Source organism: Lentzea pudingi (genome assembly GCF_014646255.1).
Classification (GTDB): Bacteria; Actinomycetota; Actinomycetes; order Mycobacteriales; family Pseudonocardiaceae; genus Lentzea; species Lentzea pudingi.
Map to the genome: position 1 here is coordinate 168724 of NZ_BMNC01000008.1, position 20734 is coordinate 189457.

The window sequence follows — 20734 nt, forward strand, 5'->3', positions numbered from 1 at the left end:
GAGCTGTCCTTTCGGCTACTTGCCCCCGGTCGTCGCGATCCCCTTGACGAGGTACCGCTGACCGATCAGGAAGGCGAGGAAGATCGGGACGAGCGACACCACGCTCATCGCGAACTGCGAGCCCCACGACGTGGCGACCGTCGAGTCGACGAACGAGCGCAGGGCGACGGGCACCGTGTACATGTCCGGGTCCGTCAGGTAGATCAACTGGCTGAAGAAGTCGTTCCAGGTCCAGATGAACGTGAAGATCGTGGTGGTGGCGAGCGCCGGAGTCATCAGCGGCAGGATGATCCGCAGGAAGATCCGCGGGTGCCCGCAGCCGTCGATGCGCGCCGCCTCGTCGAGCTCGCGCGGAAGGCCTCGGATGAACTGCACCATCAGGAAGACGAAGAACGCGTCGGTGGCGAGGATCTTCGGCACGATCAGCGGCAGGAACGTGTTGATCCAGCCGATGTTCGAGAACAGCACGTACTGCGGCACGATGATCACGTGGATCGGCAGCATGATCGTGCCGAGCATGATCCCGAACCACCACCGCTTGCCGGTGAACTGCAGCCGGGCGAACGCGTAGGCGGCCATCGAGCACGACACGAGGTTGCCGACGATGCAGCCGAGCACCAGCAGCGCCGAGTTCAGCAGGTAGGTGCCGAACGACGGCGTGAGCGCGTTCCAGCCCTCGGTGTAGTTCTCGGTCTGGAAGCTGTCGAGGATCAGTCCGGGGCTGCGGAAGATCTCGTCACCGGGCCGCAGCGAACTCGCGACCATCCACAGCACCGGGTACAGCATCACGAACCCGATGAGCACCAGGCCGATGTGCTTGAGGGGAGCGGAGATCCGTCTAGTCGTCATAGAACACCCAGTACTTCGCCGCCCAGAAGTTGATCGCGGTGAACGCGGCGATGATCAGCAGCAGGAACCACGCGAGCGCCGACGCGTAACCCATGTCGAACCGGCTGAAACCCTGCTGGTACAGGTAGAGCGTGTAGAACATGGTCGAGTCGGACGGTCCGCCGGTGCCGCCGGAGACCACGAAGGCCTGCGTGAACGACTGGAACGCGTGGATGATCTGCAGCACCAGGTTGAAGAACAGGATCGGCGAGAGCAGCGGCAGGGTGATCCGCCGGAACCGGTCCCACCAGCTCGCTCCGTCGATCGCGGCGGCCTCGTAGTAGACCTCGGGGATCTGTCTCAGCCCGGCCAGGAAGATGATCATCGGCGAGCCGAACGTCCACACGTTCAGCACGATCAGGGTCGACAGCGCGGTGTCGGGGTCGGAGATCCAGCCCCTGCCCTCGACGCCGAAGAAGCCCAGCAGGCGGTTCACCAGTCCGTCGGTGCCGAAGACCTGCGTCCACAGCACCGCGATCGCCACGCTCGACCCGAGCAGCGACGGCAGGTAGAACGCCGATCGGTAGAACGCGAGCCCGCGCAGGCCGCGGTTGAGCAGCAGCGCGACGCCCAGCGCGCAGGCCAGCTGAAGCGGCACGGACACGAGCACGTAGGTGAACGTGACCCGCAACGCGTTGTGCAGCCGGGAGTCGCTGAGGATGCGCGCGAAGTTGTCGAAACCGATGAGTTTCGGCGGCTGGATGAGGTTGTACTTCGTGAACCCCAGTGCGAAGGACGCGATCACCGGGCCGACCGTGATGAAGAGCAGTCCGGCGAACCAGGGCGCGAGGAACCAGAACGCGGCCCTGTTGTCGCTTTTCCGGACCTGGACACCACCTCGGCGCAGCTGCCGCAGTTCGTCTAGAGCGCTCATCGACCCCCGACCCCGTAGTCTGGAAAACGCTTTCCGGAGTCTGCATCGGTGCTCTGTGAGCGTCAAGCAAGCCGTCGAATGCCGTCGAACGGAACCGTCGAACGAGAGCGGGTGGTTTCGACGCTGATCCTTTGTGGACTGTCCGGGTGACGTGAGGGCGGCGGCCCCGGGCAGGGGACCGCCGCCCTCCGAGTCTCCCGGCCGTTCCCCTTACGCGTAGGGGTTGCGTCCGGAGAGTCCGCCCACCTTGCACGGGCCGTTGGCCGCGTCACGGCAGACCACGACGCCCATGTAGGTGATCGAGTCGCCGCTGATCGACCACGTCAGGTCGTTGTACGACGAGTAGTCCTCCTTGTCGCAGCCGGAGTGGTCGTACCGGCGCGTCGGCGTCGTGTCGGGGTGCAGCGAGCCGTTGTAGAAGAGGAAGTAGGCGTAGACCGGCTTGGCGTCGCAGCCCCAGTCGGACACGAGCAGGTCGATGTTGCGGACCGAGCTGCGGCCGGCCCAGTCGAACGTCGCCCCGGCGTACCCGTAGTCCTGCCCCGAGTAGATGAACTCCTGCGCGGCGGCACTGGCCGAGGGCGCGTTCACGACGACGGCGGAGAGCGCGACTGCGGCGGCCGCGAGCCGTCCGGCGATCTTGCTGAAGGTTCTCGAAACCATGGCGGCAGTTAACAGCCACCACCCGCGCCCGAAGAAGCTATTGCGTCCCAGCGCAATAGCTTCGCCCCCCTGCTACCCCACCGTGCACTTCACGCCGTTGAACGTGAACGCGGCCGGCGAGGTGTGACTGCGGCGGGAGCTGCCGTTGAACCCGAACTGCACCGACCCGTCCGGCGCGATCTGCCGGTTGTAGCTCGCGTTCGCTGCGGTGACGATCCGTCCGTACTGCCTGCCGGAGGCGTCCCACATGTCGCGGACCGTCTCGTCGTTCGCGAAGGACCAGAGCAGCGACCAGCCGTTCACCGGCGCGGTGCCGGTGTTGCGCACGGTCACGCTCGCCTGGAACCCGCCGGACCACTGCCCGGTGACGCGGTAGGTGACGGCGCAGGCCTTCGCCGGGCGGGGCGGGGTCGTGGTCGTGGGCGGTGGAGGTGGTGGAGGCGTGGTGGTCGTGGTGGTGGGAGGACGCGGGGACGTGTCGGAGCCCTTGCACGGCGGCCCCCACAGCCCTCGCTTCGCCGCGGACGCCTCGTCCCTGGCGCTGATCAGCGGCCCGCTGTCGATGCCTTCCGGCCGCAGCGCCCCCTGCCGCACGGCGAGCACCGCGTAGTCGGTGCCGTCCTCCAGTTCCAGGTCGACCACACCGATCGAGAGCACGGTGTACCGGACGGATCTCGCCACCAGCGTCGACCTCGCGAAGGTGAGCGCGGCCTCCGCGAAGCAGTCCTTCGGCTCGGCGAGCGACGCGACGCGCATCTTCGTGCCGTCGACGAACTCGACGGTCCGCCCGTCCTCCACGTCCCGCACGACGGTGAGCACGTCCTGGGGCGGAACCACCTCGTTGACCAGCGTCGGAGCCTGCAGCGAGATCCGGGGTGCCGGCGGCTCCTCCACCGGTTCCGCCGTGCACGCGGTGAGCAGCATCAAGATCACCAGCAAGTGCCTGCGTGCCACCATCACTCCCCCGACAGTCCACCCTGGAGCGACGTCCGGTCACCGTCCGCAGTGGACGACGCACGAACCTCGCCGAGGACTGTCGGCCTGGTTGATCAGCGCGTTACGCCGACGTGCCGGGGAGCGTCGGCGATGCTCGCCTGCCGGGTGGCGCCTCCGTGTCGTCGGCCTGACGACGAGCTGACCGTTCGGCTGGCCGCCGAGGAGACGGCGGGCGTCCGTCTCGTTCAGCCCCCGTTGAGGAGGAGCCCCAGCCAGGCCACGAGCAGCAGGAACGCGACCATCCCCGCGAAGTGCCACGGCACCAGGTCGAACCCCTTGCGCACCCCGCCGCCGCCGGAGGGTGCTGACGCCGGCCGGTGCCGCTCGATCGTCTCCCGGATGGAGGCCTGCACCCGGCTGCCGCGCAGCGAGCTCGCCGCGGAGAACGCCCCGACGGCGACGCCGATGCGCTCGCCCGAGGTGGTGACTAGCGTGACCTCCCGCGTCGCCTCGACCGACGCCAGGTCGGCCCACGGCACCCAGTACCGGCGGAACCAGTTGACGACCAGCACGCCCGAGTCGTAGACCTTCACCACCGAGTGCGCGCCGACCATCCACATGAACCACGTGAGCGGCGCCATGATCGCGATGAACTCCAGCTGCTGCCCGAACCCGTTGCCCGGGAACGGGTTGAGCAACACGTACGCGGTCGTGCCGAGCGCTGCCAGCGTCACGACCCAGCTGAAGGTGCTGTCGAACTTCCTGCGCAGCACCGCTGCCGCCCTGCCTCGGCTCATGCCCCCACGATAGGACCTGTCCACGCACCTGACGTCCTTCATCGATCCGAAGCTCGCGGCGGACGCTGCCTCCTCGACGACGCCGAGGCGCGGTTCGGCACCGGCCGGCTCGTGACCGGCGGGTGCGACCCTCGCGGTCACCACCCTGCTGCGGCTGCGCGGCCACGGCGGGGCCGGGCCCCGCAGTTCGGCACCTGCGACCCGAGCCGCGCGGCCCGGCGGGACATCGGGCGCCGGCTCGCCGCACGGCTCTCCTAGACTCTCTCGGACCGGAGATCAACACGAGGTGGCGACATGAAGCTGGGCGATGTCACGCGGACCGCTCTGGCCTGCGTCCGGATCTTCAACGGCGCGCTGGGCCTGGTCGCCGCCGACAGGATGGCCAAGAGCCTGGGCGACGAACTGGGTGACGACCGCAGGTTCGTCTACCCGGCCCGCATGTTCGGCATCCGCACGCTCGTCCTGGGCGTCGACCTGCTGACGGTGAAGAGCGGCGACGCGAACGCCCGGCGCGTCCTGCGGCAGGCCGTGCTCATCCACGCCACCGACACCGCCGCCGCCGTCTACGCGGGCAAGCGCGGCGAACTGCCCGCCAGGGCGGCGAAGCTGACCACGATCATCTCCGCCGTCAACACCGGGCTGGCCGTCGTGTCGCTGCTCGCCGCCGAGAAGGACAGCTGAGCGGAGAACGGTCGTGGCGGTCGAGATCGCGCTGCTCGGCGAGGTGAGCGCCCGTGTCGGCGGGCGCCCCGTCGACCTGGGTCCCGCGCGGCAGCGGTGCGTGCTGGCGGCGCTGGCGATCGACGTCGGCAAGGTCGTCACCGTGACGCAGCTGACCGACCGCGTCTGGGGCGCCGACGCACCCCGGCACTCGCGTGCGACCCTGCAGAGCTACCTCTCCCGGTTGCGCCAGGCCTTCGGCGCGGCGGTCACGTTCGCCAGCCGCCCCAACGGGTACGCGCTGCTCGTCGATCAGTCCTCTGTGGACGTCGTGCGGTTCCGGGAACTCCGCGACGAGGCCCGCGGCCTCACCGGCGACGAGGCCGTCGCCCGCGTTCTCACCGAGGCCTCGGCGCTGTGGCGGGGTGAGCCGCTGACCGGTGTCGGCGGTGACTGGGCCGGTCTCACCCGCGACCGGCTCACCGCCGAACGCCTCGACGCCGAGCTCGATCTCCTCGACGCCCGGCTGCGGCTCGGCCAGGGTCCTGAGCTGCTCGCCGTGATCTCCGCGCGTGCCGCGCACAGGCCGTTGGACGAACGCGTTGCCGCACAACACATGCAGGCTCTCGCGCAGGCCGGGCGGATCCCCGAGGCGCTCGAGGGGTTCCGTGCCTTCCGGACCCGCCTGGTCGGCGAGCTCGGCACCGAACCGGGTCGTGAGCTCCGCGACCTGCACGAACAGCTGCTGGGCACGTCCGCACCGGCGCAGGTCGTGCCGAGGCAGCTGCCGTCCGCGCCCGCGCAGTTCGTCGGCCGCGACCAGGACCTGACCGAGCTGGACGACGCGATGCGCGCGGTCGGGGTGGCGACCATCGCGGGCGCGGGCGGCATGGGCAAGACGTGGCTCGCGCTGCAGTGGGCGCACCGCAACCTGCACCGGTTCCCCGACGGCCAGCTGTTCGTCGACCTGCGCGGGTTCAGCCCCGACGAGCGCCCGATGGAACCGGACGTCGCCATCCGCGGCTTCCTGCACGCGCTCGGCGTCGACGCCGCCGCCGTCCCCACCGATCCCGGGGCCAGGGCGGCGATGTTCCGCGGCCTCACCGCGCGCCGCCGGATGCTCGTGGTCGCCGACAACGCCGCCGACGCCTCCCAGATCACCCCGCTCCTGCCCGGCGGCGACACCTGCCGCGTGCTCGTGACCAGCCGCAACAGGTTGCAGGGCCTGGTCACCGCGCACGCCGTCGGCCTGGACGTGCTCGCCGATGACGACGCGGGCACGCTGCTGACCGCACGCATCGGGACGACCAGGCTGAGCCTCGAACCCCTCGCCGCGGCCAGGCTGATCGACCTGTGCGGCGGCCTCCCGCTCGCCCTGAGCATCGTGGGCGCGCGCGTCCTGACCGAGCCCGACCTGTCACTCGCCGCCATCGCCCGGCAGCTCGAGGAACTCGGGCTCGGCGCGCTCGACGCGGACCCGAGCGTGAGCGTCCCGGTCGTGCTCTCGTGGTCGTACCGCGCGCTGACCGACCGGCAACGGGAGCTGTTCGCACTGCTGGGGATCGCGCCCGGCGAGGACATCGACCTGAACGCGGCGGCGAGCCTCGCGAACCTGTCCGTTGAGAACGCACGAGAGACGTTGCTGGCGTTGGAACAGGCGTCGCTGATCTCCCTGGGCAGCGGGTTCCGGGCGAGGATGCACGACCTGGTCCGGGCCTACGCGGCCGGACGGGCGGACCACGCGCGCCGCGAGGAGGCGTTGCGGCGTCTGGTCGACCACCACGTTCACACCGCGCACGCCAACGACCGCCTGATCGACCCGCACCGCCCGTTGATCACTCTCACCGCGGCGGCGGAAGGCACCCACGTCACACCCGCCACCGACAAGGCGGGCGCACGGGCGTGGTTCGACGCGGAACGCGGCACGCGCCCGGCCGTGCAGCAGGTGGCGGCCGGGCTCGGCTGGAACGACGAGGTCGTGCTGCTGGCCAGGGTGGCGCACGCCTACCACCAGCAGCGCGGCCACCTCGACGACGAGCTGGCCCTGTGGCAGACCGCCCTCGACGCGGCGACGAACCCGGCGGACCTGACCCTCGCGCACCGGATCATGGGCAGCAGCCTCGGCCAGGTCCAGCGCTACGACGAGGCCCAGCACCACCTGGACGCGGCCCTCGAGCTCGCGGAACAGGTCGGCGAGGCACTGCCGCTGGCCGCCGCGCACGGCACGGCCGCGTGGCTGTGGGCGAACAGGTCCGACTACGAACGAGCGTTCGAGCACGCCAAGGCCGCGCTGCCGCACTACGAGAAGAGCGGCAACAAGATGCTGATCGCCATGGCGCACAGCAACATCGGGCACTGCGCGGCGGAGGTCGGCGACACCGGACAGGGCCGCCGGTCCGCGGTCACCGCCCTCGAACTGCTGCACGACCTCGGCGACCGGCACGGCGAGGCGTCCGCCCTCGACACCCTCGCCCACGTCGAGCACCAGAGCGGCAACCACGAGAAAGCGATCCTCCACTACGAACATGCCGTCGAGCTGTACCGGGCCGAGGACGACGACTACGCCACCGCGAACACGTTGATGCGGCTCGGGCACACGCACGTCGCGGCCGGGCAGGCGCGGCAGGCTGCGGAGATCTGGCGACAGGCCCTCGCTCTGCTCGAGCAACAGGGCCGCGACGAAGAGGCGGACGAACTCCGCGGACGACTCGCCGACTAGGGAGTCTCACGGGCGCGAGCGACACCCTGGTCCCGGCAACGTAGTTCCTGCACACAGGAACTACGAGGAGCCGAGAACATGCCCAGCGTCACCCTGACGCAGCAGACCACCGCGACGCCCGAGGAGTTCGTCGCCGGGCTCACCGACTTCGGTCCCGGCCGCGCGGACCTCTTCCCCAACAGCGCCGAGGCCGACCTGCGGGTGCACGACCGGGGCGACACGTTCGCCGACGTCACCGAGGGGTCCGGCGGCATCTGGGAGCGCCTGCACTACGACTGGTCCGACCTCGGCAGGGTCGTGCTGAGGACCGTGGACTCCAACGTGTGGGGCGGGCGGTCCGGCCACACCTACACGTTCACGAAGCAGGCCGACGGAACGACGCTCGTGCACGCCGAGGTGGTGCGCGAGGGCAAGAACTTCAAGGGCAAGCTGCTCGGGCTCTCGCTGGGGCTGCTGGGCAAGAAGGTGCTCGGCGGGGCGCTGGAGAAGACCGTCCGGGCCATCGAGTCCAGGTCCAGGTAAGGGTGCCCTGACCGGACGCGACGGCCGGGAGCTAACGTGGCCCCACGTGAGCATGGTCGTGGAACAACGCGCCGCACCACCCGGGCCGGACCCGCGTCGGCGGCGTCTGCTCGGGCTGGCGGGTCTGCTGGTGCTGCTGGTCGTGGCGTCGGTGTTGTCGCTGGTGATCGGCACGCGGTCGCTCACCCCGGCCGAGGTGTGGCAGGGGTTGTCCGGTGATCCCGGTGGCGACCAGCGGCTCGTCGAGATCACGTTGATCGTGCAGACGTTGCGGGTGCCGCGGACGGTGCTCGCGGTCGTGGCGGGCATCGGGCTCGGCGTCGCGGGCGCGTTGATCCAGGGGCACACCCGCAACCCCATCGCGGACAGCGGGCTGCTCGGGGTCAACTCCGGGGCGTCGTTCGCGGTGGTGCTCTCCGTCTCCCTGTTCGGCCTGCGGAACCCGGTCCAGTACATGTGGTTCGCGTTCCTCGGGGCCGCGGTGGCGGGTGCGGTGGTGTTCGGGCTGTCGAGCCTCGGGCGCGGCGCGGGCAACCCGCTCACGCTCGCGCTGGCGGGGCAGGGTGTCACGCTGTTCCTGGCCGCGATGACGACCGCGGTCGCGCTGGGCGACGAGCAGACGCTCGACGTGCTGCGGTTCTGGAACGCGGGTTCGGTGCAGGGCGTCGGGTTCGACGTGATCGGGGTCGCGGCGGTCTTCGTCGGCGTGGGCCTGTTCCTCGCGGTGCTCAACCTGCCCGTGATCAACCTGCTCGACCTCGGGGACGACGTCGCGCGCGGCCTCGGTGTGAACATCGCGGCCGGCCGGACCGTCGGTGTCCTGGCCATCACACTGCTCGCGGGCGCGGCCACGGCGGCGTGCGGGCCCATCGCGTTCCTCGGCCTGATGGTCGCGCACATCGCGCGGTGGTTCACGGGGCCGGACTACCGCTGGCTGGTGCCGTGCGCGGGGCTGCTCGGGGCGGCCGTGCTGCTGCTCGGCGACGTCGCGGGCCGGCTCGTCGTGCGTCCGGCCGAACTGCAGGCAGGCCTCGTCATCGCCCTCCTCGGCGCCCCGTTCTTCGCGGCGCTGGTCTGGCTCGGGAAGTTCAGGCAGGCATGACCACGGCACCGGACATGCACCGCGGCGTCCGCGTCGGTGGCTGGTCGTGGGTCTGGCGGCCGTGGAACGTGCTCGTCACAGCCGCGCTGGCGGCGCTGACGTTCCTCGTGTTCTGCGTGTCCATCTCGATCGGCGACTTCACCGTCGAGCTGTCCGCGGTGGTCAGGACGCTGGTCGGGCAGGGCGAGCGCGTCGACGAGTTCGTGATCATGGACCTGCGGATGCCACGCGCCCTGGTCGGGGTCATCGCCGGCGTCGCGCTCGGGATCTCCGGCGCGCTCACCCAGTCGATCGCGCGCAACCCCCTCGCCAGCCCCGACGTCCTCGGCATCACCGGTGGTGCCAGCGCCACGGCCGTCTTCGTCGTGACGGCCGGCGGTGGCGCGGCGATCGGCGGCGCCGCCGGTCTGTCGACGGCCGCGCTCACCGGCGGGCTGCTGACCGGGTTGCTCGTCTACTTCCTGGCGTGGAAGAAGGGCATCGACGGCTTCCGGCTGATCCTCATCGGGGTCTCGGTCAGCGCGCTGACGCAGGCGATCACGACGTGGCTGCTGGTGCTGGCGGACATCCGCGACGTGGCCCGCGCGCAGCGGTGGCTCGTCGGTTCGCTCGACTCGCGGTCGTGGCCCGAGGTGTGGGCGGCGCTGTGGGTCATGGCCGTGTTGATCGTCGTCGTGCTGGTGGTGTCGTTCCAGATGCAGCCCCTGCACTTCGGTGACGACGTCGCCGCGGGCCTCGGCGTTCGTTACTCGGCCGTGCGCGCGGTGCTCCTGCTGAGCGCCGTGCTGCTCGCCGGTGTCGGGGTGAGCGCGGCGGGGCCCGTGCCGTTCGTGGCCCTGGTCGCGCCGCAGATCACCATGCGGCTGACGCGCTCCCCCGTGCCGCCGGTGGTCGCGTCCGGGGTGTTCGGCGCGTTGCTGCTGATCGGGTCGGACCTGATCGCGCGGACCGTGCTGCCCAACGACCTGCCGGTCGGCGTCGTCACGGCGATCATCGGCGGACCGTTCCTCGTCTACCTGCTCGTGCAGGCGAACGTGCGACGCGCTGCCTGAGGACAGCCTTCGTTAAGTAAGGTTGCCCTATGACCGCGCTGCGCAACGATGCCACCCGACTGGGGACCGACGGTGTCACGGTCGGGTACGCCGACCGGGTCGTGCTCGACAACCTGGACGTCGCCATCCCGACCGGGGTGATCACCACGGTCATCGGCCCCAACGGCTGCGGCAAGTCGACGTTGCTGCGCACGCTGTCCCGGCTGCTCAAACCGCGCCAGGGCACGGTGCTGCTCGACGGCGGCGACATCGCGCGGCTGCGGACCAAGGACGTCGCGAAGAAGCTGGGCCTGCTGCCGCAGACCCCGATCGCGCCGGAGGGCCTGACGGTCGCCGACCTGGTGGCCCGCGGCCGGCACCCGCACCAGAGCTGGCTGCGCCAGTGGTCGAGCGACGACGCGGAGGTGGTCGCCAAGGCGTTGCACATGACCGGTGTCGCCGACCTGGCCCACCGCCCGGTCGACTCGCTCTCCGGCGGCCAGCGGCAGCGGGTGTGGATCTCCATGACCCTCGCCCAGGGCACGGACCTGTTGCTGCTGGACGAACCCACGACCTACCTCGACCTCGCGCACGCGATCGACGTGATCGACCTCGTCGACGACCTGCACGAGGGCGGCTGCACGATCGTCATGGTGCTGCACGACCTGAACCTCGCCGTGCGCTACAGCGACAACCTCATCGTGATGAAGGCGGGCTCGATCGTGGCGCAGGGGCATCCGAGCGACGTGATCACGAGCGATCTGCTGCGCGACACCTTCGGGCTGCAGGCGAAGGTCATCGACGACCCGGTGAGCGAGCGTCCGCTGATCGTCCCGATCGGACGGACCCACGTGGTGTCCAAGAGTGACCGACACCGTAGTTAGGCTGCCCTAACCGGGTGATAAGGTTCGGCTGTCCTAATGACCCTCGCGGGCAGTGTAGAAGAGGTGCCGAATGGGCCGGAGCACGACCATGACTTGGAAGCGGCTGACCGCAATGGCGGCAGCCGCGCTGGTCGGTGCCGGCGTCCTCGCGGGGTGCGGTTCCTCCACGCCCGCCACGACCACCGACGCGGGCAACGCCGCCGGGGGCACGTTCCCGACGACGGTCGAGCACTTCTTCGGCACGACGGAGATCAAGGAAGCGCCCAAGCGCGTCGTCTCCCTCGGCTACACCGACGACCAGACGCTGCTCGCACTGGGCGTCGTCCCGGTCGGCATGGTCGACCAGTACCCGAGCCCCGAGGGCACCAAGCCCGACATCAACACCCAGTGGCCGTGGGTGAAGGACAAGTGGGGTTCGACCACGCCCGAGGTCGTCATGAAGAACGGTGACACCGAGCCGAACTACGAGAAGATCGCGCAGCTGCGCCCCGACCTGATCGTCGCGGTCTACTCCGAGGCCGACCAGGCCTGGTACGACAAGCTGACCAGGATCGCGCCGGTGGTCGGCCGCACCAAGGCGGAGAAGGAGCCCTTCTCCGCCAAGTGGCAGGACAACGCGCTGCAGGTCGCGAAGGCGGTCGGCAAGGGCGACGAGGGCGCCAAGGCCATCAAGGCGATCGACGACAAGATCTCCGACGCCAGGAAGGCGAACCCGGCCTGGGCGAACGAGACCGCGGTCGTCGCGTCCTGGTACAAGGACGCCATCGGGCCGTTCGCCACGACCGACGTGCGCTCCCAGGTCCTCACCGGCCTCGGCTTCAAGCCCAACACGAAGGTCGACGAGCTCGCGGCCGGCAAGTTCTTCGTGGCGCTGTCGCCCGAGCGCATCGACGTGATGGACGTCGACCGCGTCTTCATCATCAACGACGAGGCGGATCTGAAGGCGCTCAAGGGTTTCGAGCTCTTCACCAACCTGCCCGCGGCCAAGGCCGGCAAGGTCCAGCACATCCTCGACAGCGAGGGCCCGGCCGTCGGCGCGGCGATCTCGCAGGCGACGCTCGCGTCCATGCCGTACGCGGTCGACGAGCTCGTCAAGGCCGCCAAGTCCGTCGGCTGACCTTCTCCGCACAGCACCGAGATCCAGCGAGAGGCCTCCCCTCGTGACCACGAGCGCGCCGGCGAAGATCCTGCGCACGGCGTCCGGGCGGGAGGCTTCTCGCTGGGTGTTCGACCACTGCCGCTCCGCCCCCGTCCTGCCGATCGCCACCGCGGTGGCGACGGTGGCGGGGGCGGTGCTGCAGATCGTCCCGGTCTTCCTGCTGGGCACCGTCGTGGACGGGGTCGTACAGGGGCGCGACGCGTCGATGCTCTGGACGACCGGCATCGCGACGGTCGTCTCGGCGCTGGCCGGGGCGGTCATGACCGCGATCTCGACCTACCTCGTCGGCCGGCTCGGCGCGGAACTGCTGGCGCGCCTGCGGGAGGGCGCGGTCCGCGCGGTGCTCGGGATGCCCAGCGCCCGCGTCGAGCAGGCCGGCCGCGGTGACGTGCTCTCGCGCGTCGGCGACGACGTGGCCGTCATCTCCGCGGGCTTCCGCACGGCCGTCCCGACGATGTTCTCGGCGGTCGTGCTCGTCGTCATCGCCACCACCGGGATGTTCGGTCTCGACTGGCGGCTCGGGCTCGCCGGTGCCTGCGCGCTCCCCGCGTACTGGCTGGCGTTGCGCTGGTACCTGCCCCGGTCGCAACCTCTCTACCGCGCCCGCTCCGAGGCGCAGGCCGACCGCGCCCAGGCGTTGATCAGCGGCCTCGATGGCATCGCGACCGTGCGCGCTTATCGGCTCGAGAACGCGTTCCGGGACAGGGTGACCGCCGAATCGTGGCGGGTGCGCAACATCGGCGTCGACGTCTTCCACTTCTTCGGCCGGTTCATCGGCCGGGAGAACCGCGCCGAGTTCATCGGGCTCGGCCTCATCATCGTCGTCGGCTACCTCCTGGTGACCGGCGGGCAGTCCTCGCTGGGCCAGGTGTCCGTCGCCGCGCTCCTGTTCCACAAGCTGTTCGTGCCGCTCGGGCTGATCATGGCGTTCTTCGACGAGGCGCAGAAGTCCGGCGCCGGGGTGACGCGACTGGTCGGCGTGCTCACCGAGTCCGGCGGCGACGAACTCGTGCGCAGCGCGGTGGCCGTCGACGCGGACGCACGACCGCTTCCCGTCTCGGTGCGCGGGCTTTCCTTCCGCTACCCCGATTCCGAGCACGACGTGCTGCGGGACGTCGACCTGGAGATCCCCGCCGGAACGTCCCTCGCGCTGGTGGGCGCGACCGGAGCGGGCAAGACGACGCTGGCGGCCCTGGTCGCCGGCACCGGCACCCCGCTGACCGGATCCGTGCGCATCGGATCCCACGACCTCGCCGACCTGGACGAGGCGGGCGCCCGCGCGCTGGTCAGCATCCTGACCCAGGAGGCCCACGTCTTCGCCGGACCGCTGGCCGAGGACCTCCGCCTGGCCGCACCGGACGCGACCGACGACGAGTTGATGGACGCCTTGCGCACCGTCGGCGCGGACACGTGGGTCGAGGCGTTGCCCTCCGGCCTGCGGACCGAGGTCGGCGAGGGTGGCGAGCGCCTCGACGCGACCAAGGTCGCCCAGATCGCGCTGGCCCGCCTGGTGCTCGGCCGCTCCCCCGTCGTCGTGCTGGACGAGTCGACGGCCGAGGCGGGCAGCCAGGGTGCCGCCGCGCTGGAACGAGCCGCGCTCGCGGCCTGCCGGGGCCGCACCACCCTGCTGGTCGCACACCGCCTGACCCAGGCGGTCGCCGCGGACCGGATCGCCGTCCTCAACTCGGGTCGCGTGCTGGAACAGGGAACCCACGAGGAACTGGTGGCGCTGGGCGGGCGTTACGCCGCTCTGTGGGCCGCTTGGCGGTTCGGAACCGCCCACACCGATTGCGTGCCACGGTGACGAACACCGAAGTCCGCACCGGCAGGGAGATCCTGCGGATCACCTTGCGCCGCAACCGCGGCGCCATGGCGGCCAGCACCCTGCTGCTGGGGTGCTACCAGGCCGCCGAGACCGCCGTGCCGGTCCTGCTCGGCGTGATCGTCGAGTACGCGCTGCGCGGCGGGCGGCTCAGTTCGCTCGGGCTGGCGTTGCTCGCGCTCGGGCTCGTCATGGCCGCGGTGTCGTACTCGTGGCGGTTCGGCGGGCGCATCCTGCAGAAGGCGACCACGACCGAGGCGCACCGGTGGCGGGTCGAGGTCGCGGACCGCGGCCTGCAGCCGGTGGCGCGCGAGACCGGCCTGAAGTCCGGAGAGGTCCTCACGATCGCCACCGAGGACGCCGACCAGACCGCGAACGTCGTCGAGGTGGTGCCGCTGCTGGTCAGCTCGCTGGTGTCGGTGGTCATCACCGGTGTCGTGCTGGCGGTGATCAGCGTGCCCCTGGGTGTGCTGGTGTTCGCCGGCACCGCGGCGATCCTGACCGTGCTGGGCGTGATGTCCCGGCGGATCGGCGCGAACACCCAGGCGCAGCAGGCGATGGTCGCGCGGGCCGGGGCGAAGGTGTCCGACCTGATCGCCGGCCTGAGGCCGCTGCACGGGTTCGGTGGCAGCCACGCGGCCTTCCAGGCCTACCGCCGGGTGAGCACCGAGGCGAAGCGGCAGTCGATCGTCGTGGCGCGGGTCAACGGCGTCTACGCCGGGCTGGGGCTGGCGCTGAACTCGGTGCTGGCGGCGGCGGTGACGTTGTGGGCGGGCCTGCTGACGTTCCGGGGCGAGATCACCATCGGCCAGCTCGTGGTGGTGGTCGGGCTGGCGCAGTTCCTCATCGAGCCGTTGAAGCTGTTCTCGGAGATGCCCAAGTACTTGATGATCGCGCGGGCCTCCGCGGAACGGATGGCGCTCGTCCTGGCCGCGCCCGCGCGGATGACGCCCGGCACGGACGGGGTCGTGTCGGAGAGCGGTCTCGAGGTCTCCGGTGTCACGCACGGAACGTTGCGGGACCTGACGTTCTCGGTGCGGCCCGGTGAGTTCGTGGCCGTTGCCGCGTACCAGCCGCAGGCCGCCGCCGACCTGGCCGCCGTGCTCTCCGTCGAGGTGCCACCGGCTTCGTACCAGGGCGTCGTCCGGGTGGGCGAGCAGGAGGTGGCGTCGCTCGCGATCGAGAGCGTGCGGACCCACCTGCTGGTCAACCCGTCGCACCACGAGGTGTTCGCGGGAACGTTGCGGGACAACGTCGATCCCGCGGGCACCAGCTCGCTGGTGGACGAGGCCGTGGCCGCCGCGATGCTGACCGACGTGGTCGCCCTGCACTCCGACGGCCTCGACCACGCCGTGCGCGACCGCGGCGCGAACCTGTCCGGCGGGCAGCGGCAGCGCTTGTCCCTCGCACGGGCTCTGGCCGCGGACCCGGAGATCCTGGTGCTGCACGACCCGACGACGGCCGTCGACGCCGTCACCGAACAGCTCATCGCCCGCAACATCACCACGTTGCGGCGAGGCCGCACGACGATCGTGATCACCAGCAGCCCGGCGCTGCTCGACGTGGCCGACCGGGTGGTCGTGCTGGACGGCGGCGTGGTCACGTCCGAGGGCACGCACCGCGACCTGCTCGGCCGTGACGCCGCCTACCAGCTGGCGGTGGCCCGATGAGGTTCGGGTGGCGTGGCGGTCCGCGAGCTGATCCGGCACGAGGTGCCCAAGGCACACCGGCAGGACGGCTTCACGGATCCGTTCGGCCACAAGTGGTCCGCGGGCGACCGGTCACCCCTGGGCTGACTGAAGCGGCCACACCTCGACGACTCCGTTCGCGACCGCGCACGGGGTCCCGGCCACCATGCGCACGGCTTCCTCCAGCGACTCGGCTTCGACGACCGCGAACCCCGCGACCGGCAGCGCGGACGTCATGAACGCGCCTTCCTCCACCTTCGTTCCGTCACCTCCGGTGTTGCGCACCTGCACCGGCGCTCCCGCGATGCCCATCTCCACGCCGGCGGCCCGCAACCGTGCGTCGTGGGCGTGCGCTTCGTCGCGAACCGCCTGATCCGTGGCGTCGTAGCCCGCACGTTCTCCGTAGCCGATCGTCACGAACTTCATCGCGAACCTCCTCTGTCCGGCCCTTGCCGTGGTACCGACTCCGGGCGCGTCCGGAACTCATCGGCGCGTTCACCGAGAGTTCACCTCGCGCTTGCTTCCAGCCGCCTGGAAAAGGCGTCGAAGTGACGAAGGATCTGGTCCTCGACAAGGTTTTCCGGCAGAGGTGGACAGTGAAGAGAGCGCTCGGCATCGGTCTGGCGGTGGTGCTCCTGGTGGGCGTGGTGACCGCGATCGTCCTGGAGCAGGGCGAACAGGCCCAGCTCCAGACCGTGCGCGGGGTGATCGGCTCGGAGAAGCTCGCCTTCTTCGCCGACCAGCGGGTGAAGGACGTGTTCGCGCGGCACGGGGTGGAGGTCGAGGTGGATCCGGCCGGGTCGCGGCAGATCGTGACGGCGACGGACCTGACCCCGTACGACTTCGCGTTCCCGTCGTCGGCTCCCGCGGCGGAGAAGATCCAGCGCGACCGCAAGGCCGCGCGGACGTACGCGCCGTTCTCGTCGCCGATGGTGATCGCCACGTTCGACCCGGTCGTCGACCTGCTGACGAAGGCCGGCGTGGTCAGGTCCGGGCCGGGTTACCCGACGTTCGACGTGCAGGCGTACCTGGAGCTCGCGGCCAAGGGGACGCGGTGGGACCAGCTGCCGGGCAACACGGCCTATCCCGCCCGCAAGAACCTGCTCGTCACCACGACCGATCCGCGTGACTCGAACTCGGCGGCGATGTACCTGGCGATCACGTCGTTCGTCGCCAACGGCGGGGTGGTGTCGTCGCCGGACGCCGAGGGCAAGGTGTTGCCCGCGGTGTCGAAGTTGTTCCTGGACCAGGGTTATACGCAGAGCAGCACCGAGGGACCGTTCGAGGACTACCTGTCCGCGGGGATGGGCAAGACGCCGCTGGTGCTCGCGTACGAGGCGCAGTTCGCGGACCGGGTGGTGCGCGGCGACTCGTCGGTCCGGCCGGACATGAAGCTGCTCTACCCGGCGCCGACGGTGTTGTCCAAGCACACCTTGGTGCCGTTGCGCGAGGCGGGAGACCGGGTCGGGCAGCTGCTGCAGAGCGACGCCGAACTCGGGCGGCTCGCGGCGACGTTCGGGTTCCGCACCGCCGATCCCAAGCACTTCAACGACATCGTCAGGGAGAAGAACCTGCCTGTGCCGCAGACGATCGTGGACGTGGTCGAACCGCCCGCGCACGAGACGCTGGAGCGGATGCTCGAGGCGATCGCGAAGCAGTACTGACATGACCGACTTCGTGCTGACGCCACCGGACCCCGTCGAGCCCGTGCCGGTCGACCGCGCCGCCGGCCTGATTCCCGTCACCGACAGGGCGGAGTTGTCCTCGCGCGCCGAGGAGTTCGTCGCCGCGCTGGGTGCCGTCGACCCGCGTTCGCCCGACTTCGGCCGGATCGTGGACGACGCCCTGGTGCTCGGCGAGGCGGAGATGCGGGTGGCCGCGCAGATCGCGGGCCGGTTGCTCGACCGCACGCTCGCGTCGGTGTCGTCGCCCGTCCCGGTCTCGGCGAGCCTGACCGAGCTGCGGCGGTCGGTGCGCGCACTCGATCCGCAGGACCTGAGCAGGCTGACCGGCCGCAAGATCCTCGGGTTCCTCCCGGGAGGCAACGCGGCGCGCGGACTGCTGGCCCGGCTGCGCGCGGCCGACGAGCCGCTCAACCGGATCGTGCTGAAGCTGCGGTCCGGCCAGGACGCGTTGAGGCGCGACAACGCCGCCATCAAGGGCGAGCGGCGGCGCCTGTGGGACGTGATGACGGCGCTGTCCCGCGACGCCGCGCTCGCCGCGGAGATGGACGAGGCCGTCGAACGGCAGGTCGCGATCCTCGACCTGGCCGAACCCGAGCGCGCCCGGGCTTTGCGCGCCGACGTGCTCTTCTCGTTGCGGCAACGGCATCAGGACCTGCTGACCCAGCTCGCGGTGTGCGCGCAGGGCTATCTGGCGCTGGACGTCGTGCGCCGCAACAACGACGAGCTGATCAAGGGCGTCGAACGGGCCGTGAGCACGACCGTCACGGCGTTGCGGATCGGCGTGACCGTCGCGGCGGCACTGGCCGGGCAACGCGAGGTGATCGACCAGGTCGACGCCGTGCGCGGCCTGACCGACTCCCTGCTTCGCTCGAACGCCGCACTGATGTCGTTGCAGGGCAAGGACATCGAGCGCCTCGCTACGGAACCCGCCGTCGGCATCGACGCCGTGCGGACCTCGTTCGACCAGATCTACGCGGCGATCGACGCCGTCGACACGTTCAAGGCCCGCGCGGCCGACTCCATGTCCAGCACGGTGTCCGCGCTGGACGCCGAGATCCGCCGCGCTCACGACCACCTGAGCCGTGTGCGGGAGACCGGGGAGCAGTCGTGAACCGCCGCCACCGCCCCACCAAGGAGCCCGCATGATCCGCCGCCTCCTCCCCGCGGTCGCCGCTCTGGCACTGCTGGCGGGATGTTCCGACGAAGCCGACCCCGCCAGACCGGTCGGCGACGCCACGCCCGGCACCCTCCGCGTCCTCGCCGGCAGCGAGCTCGCCGACCTGCAGCCGATCCTCGACGAGGCCGCGCGTGCCACCGGCATCTCCGTGAAGTTCAGCTTCACCGGCACCATCGAGGGTGCCGAGAAGGTCGCGAGCGGCACCGCCGAACAGGGCTTCGACGCCGTCTGGTTCTCCTCCAACCGCTACCTCGAACTCGTGCCGGAGGCCCAGAAACGCCTCGGCACACCGACGAAGGTGATGTCCTCCCCCGTCGTGCTCGGGCTGCCCGCCGCGAAGGTGAAGGAACTGGGCTGGGACACCAAGCGCGTCGGCTGGGCGGAGATCGCCGAGGCCGCGGGCGCGCGGAGGTTCACCTACGGCATGACCGACCCGTCCGCCTCCAACTCCGGCTTCTCCGCGCTGGTCGGCGTCGCGGCGGCGTTGTCCGGGTCGGGCTCGGCACTGGACGCGGCCAGGATCGACGCGGTCGCGCCGCAGCTCAAGCAGTTCTTCTCGGCCCAGACGCTGTCCGCGGGGTCGTCCGGGTGGCTGTCCGAGGCCTACCAGCGACGGGCCAGGGACCCCGGCGCCACAGTGGACGGTCTGATCAACTACGAGTCGGTGCTGCTGTCGTCGCCCGAACCGCTGACACTGGTCTACCCGAGCGACGGCGTGGTGACCGCGGACTACCCGCTCACGCTGCTCACGTCGGCGTCCTCGGAGGCCCGCGAGGCGCACCAGAAGCTCTCCGACCACCTCAGGAGCGCGGACGTCCAGCGCAGGATCATGGAGACCACGCACCGCCGCCCCGCCGTGCCGCAGGTGCCGCTTGACGGCAAGTTCGCGGTGAAGGACCTCGTGGAACTCCCGTTCCCCGGCAGCCAGTCCGCTGTGGACGGTCTGATCACCACGTACTTCGACCAGCTGCGCCGCCCGTCCCGCACGCTCTACGTGCTCGACACGTCCGGCTCGATGCAGGGCGACCGGATCGACGGCCTGCGCCAGGCGCTGGTCGGGCTCACCGGCGCCGACTCCTCCCTGGCCGGGAAGTTCAGCCGGTTCCACGGCCGCGAGCAGGTCACGTTGCTGCCGTTCAACAGCAGCGCGCGGCCACCGTTGAAGTACGAGGTGCCGCAGGACGACCCGCAGCCGGTGCTCGACCAGATCCGCGCCACCGCCACGTCACTCGACGCGGCCGGCGGCACGGCCATCTACAGCAGCCTGCGCGGTGGCTACGACGTGCTGCGCCAGCAGATCGACGCCGACCCCGACCGGTTCACGTCGATCGTGCTGATGACCGACGGCGAGAACACCGGTAGCGAGGACGTGACCGACTTCCAGCTGTTCCACCAGTCACTCCCGCCGAACCTGAAGGGCATCCCGATCTTCCCGGTGCTGTTCGGCGAGAGCGCCACCGCCGAGATGGACCAGGTCGCGAAGATGAGCGGCGGCAAGGTGTTCGACGCCCGCAGCCGCTCGCTCTCCGCCGCCTTCAAGGAGATCCGTGGTTATCAGTAGGTACCTGGCCTCCTGGAAGAACCTGGCCGGGTGCGCGGGCGGCCTGGTCGGCCTGGGTCTGCACTTCGCCGGCCTGGCCGGGTCGTACTGGATCGTGGTCGTCGTCGGCCTCTACGCAGCAGGCGCCCTGGCCGCACCACCCGAGCGGATCACTTTGGTATCCGACCCCGAGGAGGAGGCCGGCGCGCTGCGGTCCGAGCTCGACGCGTTGGTCGAACGGGTGCGGGGTTTCCGCGTCCCGGACGAGGTCGCGCCGAGGTTCGCGGACATCGCCGAGGTCCTGCGCGGCATGCTGGACCGCCCCCGCGCACTGCGCGCCGACCCGGACGCGTTGCACGCCGTCACCAGGCTCGTCGGCACGGACCTGCCGCTGTCCGTCCAGACCTACCTGAACCTGCCGTGGTGGTACGCCGCCGCACGGGGATCGGGCGCGGAACTGGTGCGGCAGCTGGACTTGCTGCACGCCGACGCCGTGCGCACCGCGGAACGGTTCCACGCGGCCGACGCGCAACGCCAGGCCGACCACACCCGTTACCTGGAGGACCGCGGTCAGGCCTGATGCCCCA

General features: G+C 70.6%; 19 protein-coding genes. 13 read left to right on the forward strand and 6 right to left on the reverse strand.

The window, feature by feature from the left end; all coding sequences use genetic code 11:
• Positions 1 to 15: 15 nt before the first annotated feature.
• The 5 genes from IEY88_RS27235 to IEY88_RS27255 all read right to left on the reverse strand — a co-directional run bounded on the left by IEY88_RS27235 (position 16) and on the right by IEY88_RS27255 (position 4299).
• On the reverse strand, positions 16 to 849 hold the full coding sequence (locus IEY88_RS27235) for a carbohydrate ABC transporter permease (RefSeq protein ID WP_189157691.1): 834 nt from the start codon (positions 847 to 849) through the stop codon (positions 16 to 18).
• Positions 839 to 1762 (reverse strand): carbohydrate ABC transporter permease, encoded by a 924-nt coding sequence (locus IEY88_RS27240; protein WP_189157692.1) that lies wholly within the window; start codon positions 1760 to 1762, stop codon positions 839 to 841. The genes IEY88_RS27235 and IEY88_RS27240 overlap by 11 nt, the downstream gene beginning before the upstream one ends.
• Before the next feature lie 210 nt (positions 1763 to 1972).
• Positions 1973 to 2425 carry a hypothetical protein gene (locus IEY88_RS27245; RefSeq protein ID WP_189157693.1) on the reverse strand — a complete coding sequence of 151 codons (453 nt, stop codon included), beginning with the start codon at positions 2423 to 2425 and terminating at the stop codon, positions 1973 to 1975.
• Positions 2426 to 2497: 72 nt separating this feature from the next.
• On the reverse strand, positions 2498 to 3379 hold the full coding sequence (locus tag IEY88_RS27250) for a cellulose binding domain-containing protein (protein WP_189157694.1): 882 nt from the start codon (positions 3377 to 3379) through the stop codon (positions 2498 to 2500).
• Between the two features lie 227 nt (positions 3380 to 3606).
• Complete coding sequence (locus IEY88_RS27255; protein ID WP_189157695.1) at positions 3607 to 4299, reverse strand: PH domain-containing protein; 693 nt, start codon at positions 4297 to 4299, stop codon at positions 3607 to 3609.
• A gap of 153 nt (positions 4300 to 4452) precedes the next feature.
• On the opposite strand from IEY88_RS27255, the gene IEY88_RS27260 reads away from it, so the two are divergent.
• From IEY88_RS27260 to IEY88_RS27300, 9 genes are all read left to right on the forward strand, one after another.
• Positions 4453 to 4839 (forward strand): hypothetical protein, encoded by a 387-nt coding sequence (locus IEY88_RS27260; RefSeq protein ID WP_189157696.1) that lies wholly within the window; start codon positions 4453 to 4455, stop codon positions 4837 to 4839.
• A gap of 13 nt (positions 4840 to 4852) precedes the next feature.
• Positions 4853 to 7537, forward strand: a complete 2685-nt coding sequence (locus IEY88_RS27265) for an AfsR/SARP family transcriptional regulator (RefSeq protein ID WP_189157697.1) — start codon at positions 4853 to 4855, stop codon at positions 7535 to 7537.
• A 78-nt stretch (positions 7538 to 7615) separates the two neighbouring features.
• On the forward strand, positions 7616 to 8059 hold the full coding sequence (locus IEY88_RS27270; RefSeq protein ID WP_189157698.1) for a hypothetical protein: 444 nt from the start codon (positions 7616 to 7618) through the stop codon (positions 8057 to 8059).
• A 52-nt stretch (positions 8060 to 8111) separates the two neighbouring features.
• Positions 8112 to 9161 carry a FecCD family ABC transporter permease gene (locus tag IEY88_RS27275; RefSeq protein WP_189157827.1) on the forward strand — a complete coding sequence of 350 codons (1050 nt, stop codon included), beginning with the start codon at positions 8112 to 8114 and terminating at the stop codon, positions 9159 to 9161.
• Positions 9158 to 10213 carry a FecCD family ABC transporter permease gene (locus IEY88_RS27280; protein ID WP_189157699.1) on the forward strand — a complete coding sequence of 352 codons (1056 nt, stop codon included), beginning with the start codon at positions 9158 to 9160 and terminating at the stop codon, positions 10211 to 10213. The genes IEY88_RS27275 and IEY88_RS27280 overlap by 4 nt, the downstream gene beginning before the upstream one ends.
• A 29-nt stretch (positions 10214 to 10242) precedes the next feature.
• On the forward strand, positions 10243 to 11076 hold the full coding sequence (locus IEY88_RS27285; RefSeq protein ID WP_189157700.1) for an ABC transporter ATP-binding protein: 834 nt from the start codon (positions 10243 to 10245) through the stop codon (positions 11074 to 11076).
• Positions 11077 to 11164: 88 nt separating this feature from the next.
• Positions 11165 to 12193 carry an iron-siderophore ABC transporter substrate-binding protein gene (locus tag IEY88_RS27290; RefSeq protein ID WP_189157701.1) on the forward strand — a complete coding sequence of 343 codons (1029 nt, stop codon included), beginning with the start codon at positions 11165 to 11167 and terminating at the stop codon, positions 12191 to 12193.
• Between the two features lie 43 nt (positions 12194 to 12236).
• Positions 12237 to 14039, forward strand: a complete 1803-nt coding sequence (locus tag IEY88_RS27295; protein WP_189157702.1) for an ABC transporter ATP-binding protein — start codon at positions 12237 to 12239, stop codon at positions 14037 to 14039.
• Positions 14036 to 15727: an ABC transporter ATP-binding protein gene (locus tag IEY88_RS27300; RefSeq protein WP_229693812.1), complete on the forward strand. Its 1692-nt coding sequence runs from the start codon at positions 14036 to 14038 to the stop codon at positions 15725 to 15727. Before IEY88_RS27295 ends, IEY88_RS27300 begins: the two co-directional genes overlap by 4 nt.
• A gap of 111 nt (positions 15728 to 15838) precedes the next feature.
• Here the strand turns inward: IEY88_RS27300 and IEY88_RS27305 are convergent, their stop codons facing one another.
• Positions 15839 to 16171 carry a YciI family protein gene (locus IEY88_RS27305; RefSeq protein ID WP_189157703.1) on the reverse strand — a complete coding sequence of 111 codons (333 nt, stop codon included), beginning with the start codon at positions 16169 to 16171 and terminating at the stop codon, positions 15839 to 15841.
• A 170-nt stretch (positions 16172 to 16341) separates the two neighbouring features.
• Between IEY88_RS27305 and IEY88_RS27310 the strand changes: the two genes are divergently transcribed.
• The 4 genes from IEY88_RS27310 to IEY88_RS27325 are packed head-to-tail and all read left to right on the forward strand — an operon-like array spanning position 16342 to position 20727.
• A complete protein-coding gene (locus tag IEY88_RS27310) occupies positions 16342 to 17409 on the forward strand; it encodes a hypothetical protein (protein ID WP_189157704.1) in 1068 nt (355 codons plus the stop codon).
• A 1-nt stretch (position 17410) separates the two neighbouring features.
• Positions 17411 to 18541 carry a toxic anion resistance protein gene (locus IEY88_RS27315; RefSeq protein WP_189157705.1) on the forward strand — a complete coding sequence of 377 codons (1131 nt, stop codon included), beginning with the start codon at positions 17411 to 17413 and terminating at the stop codon, positions 18539 to 18541.
• Positions 18542 to 18572: 31 nt separating this feature from the next.
• Positions 18573 to 20168 (forward strand): VWA domain-containing protein, encoded by a 1596-nt coding sequence (locus IEY88_RS27320; RefSeq protein WP_189157706.1) that lies wholly within the window; start codon positions 18573 to 18575, stop codon positions 20166 to 20168.
• Entirely contained in the window at positions 20155 to 20727 is a 573-nt protein-coding gene (locus IEY88_RS27325) for a hypothetical protein (RefSeq protein WP_308426016.1), read from the forward strand. The genes IEY88_RS27320 and IEY88_RS27325 overlap by 14 nt, the downstream gene beginning before the upstream one ends.
• The last annotated feature ends 7 nt before the right edge of the window (positions 20728 to 20734 follow it).

What these genes read in the sequence shown, in the direction of transcription:
- IEY88_RS27235 (WP_189157691.1), bottom strand. Translation starts at nt 849, where the DNA reads ATGACGACTAGACGGATCTCCGCTCCCCTCAAGCACATCGGCCTGGTG.
- IEY88_RS27240 (WP_189157692.1), bottom strand. Translation starts at nt 1,762, where the DNA reads ATGAGCGCTCTAGACGAACTGCGGCAGCTGCGCCGAGGTGGTGTCCAG.
- IEY88_RS27245 (WP_189157693.1), bottom strand. Translation starts at nt 2,425, where the DNA reads ATGGTTTCGAGAACCTTCAGCAAGATCGCCGGACGGCTCGCGGCCGCC.
- IEY88_RS27260 (WP_189157696.1), top strand. Translation starts at nt 4,453, where the DNA reads ATGAAGCTGGGCGATGTCACGCGGACCGCTCTGGCCTGCGTCCGGATC.
- IEY88_RS27270 (WP_189157698.1), top strand. Translation starts at nt 7,616, where the DNA reads ATGCCCAGCGTCACCCTGACGCAGCAGACCACCGCGACGCCCGAGGAG.
- IEY88_RS27275 (WP_189157827.1), top strand. Translation starts at nt 8,112, where the DNA reads ATGGTCGTGGAACAACGCGCCGCACCACCCGGGCCGGACCCGCGTCGG.
- IEY88_RS27280 (WP_189157699.1), top strand. Translation starts at nt 9,158, where the DNA reads ATGACCACGGCACCGGACATGCACCGCGGCGTCCGCGTCGGTGGCTGG.
- IEY88_RS27285 (WP_189157700.1), top strand. Translation starts at nt 10,243, where the DNA reads ATGACCGCGCTGCGCAACGATGCCACCCGACTGGGGACCGACGGTGTC.
- IEY88_RS27290 (WP_189157701.1), top strand. Translation starts at nt 11,165, where the DNA reads ATGACTTGGAAGCGGCTGACCGCAATGGCGGCAGCCGCGCTGGTCGGT.
- IEY88_RS27305 (WP_189157703.1), bottom strand. Translation starts at nt 16,171, where the DNA reads ATGAAGTTCGTGACGATCGGCTACGGAGAACGTGCGGGCTACGACGCC.
- IEY88_RS27315 (WP_189157705.1), top strand. Translation starts at nt 17,411, where the DNA reads ATGACCGACTTCGTGCTGACGCCACCGGACCCCGTCGAGCCCGTGCCG.
- IEY88_RS27320 (WP_189157706.1), top strand. Translation starts at nt 18,573, where the DNA reads ATGATCCGCCGCCTCCTCCCCGCGGTCGCCGCTCTGGCACTGCTGGCG.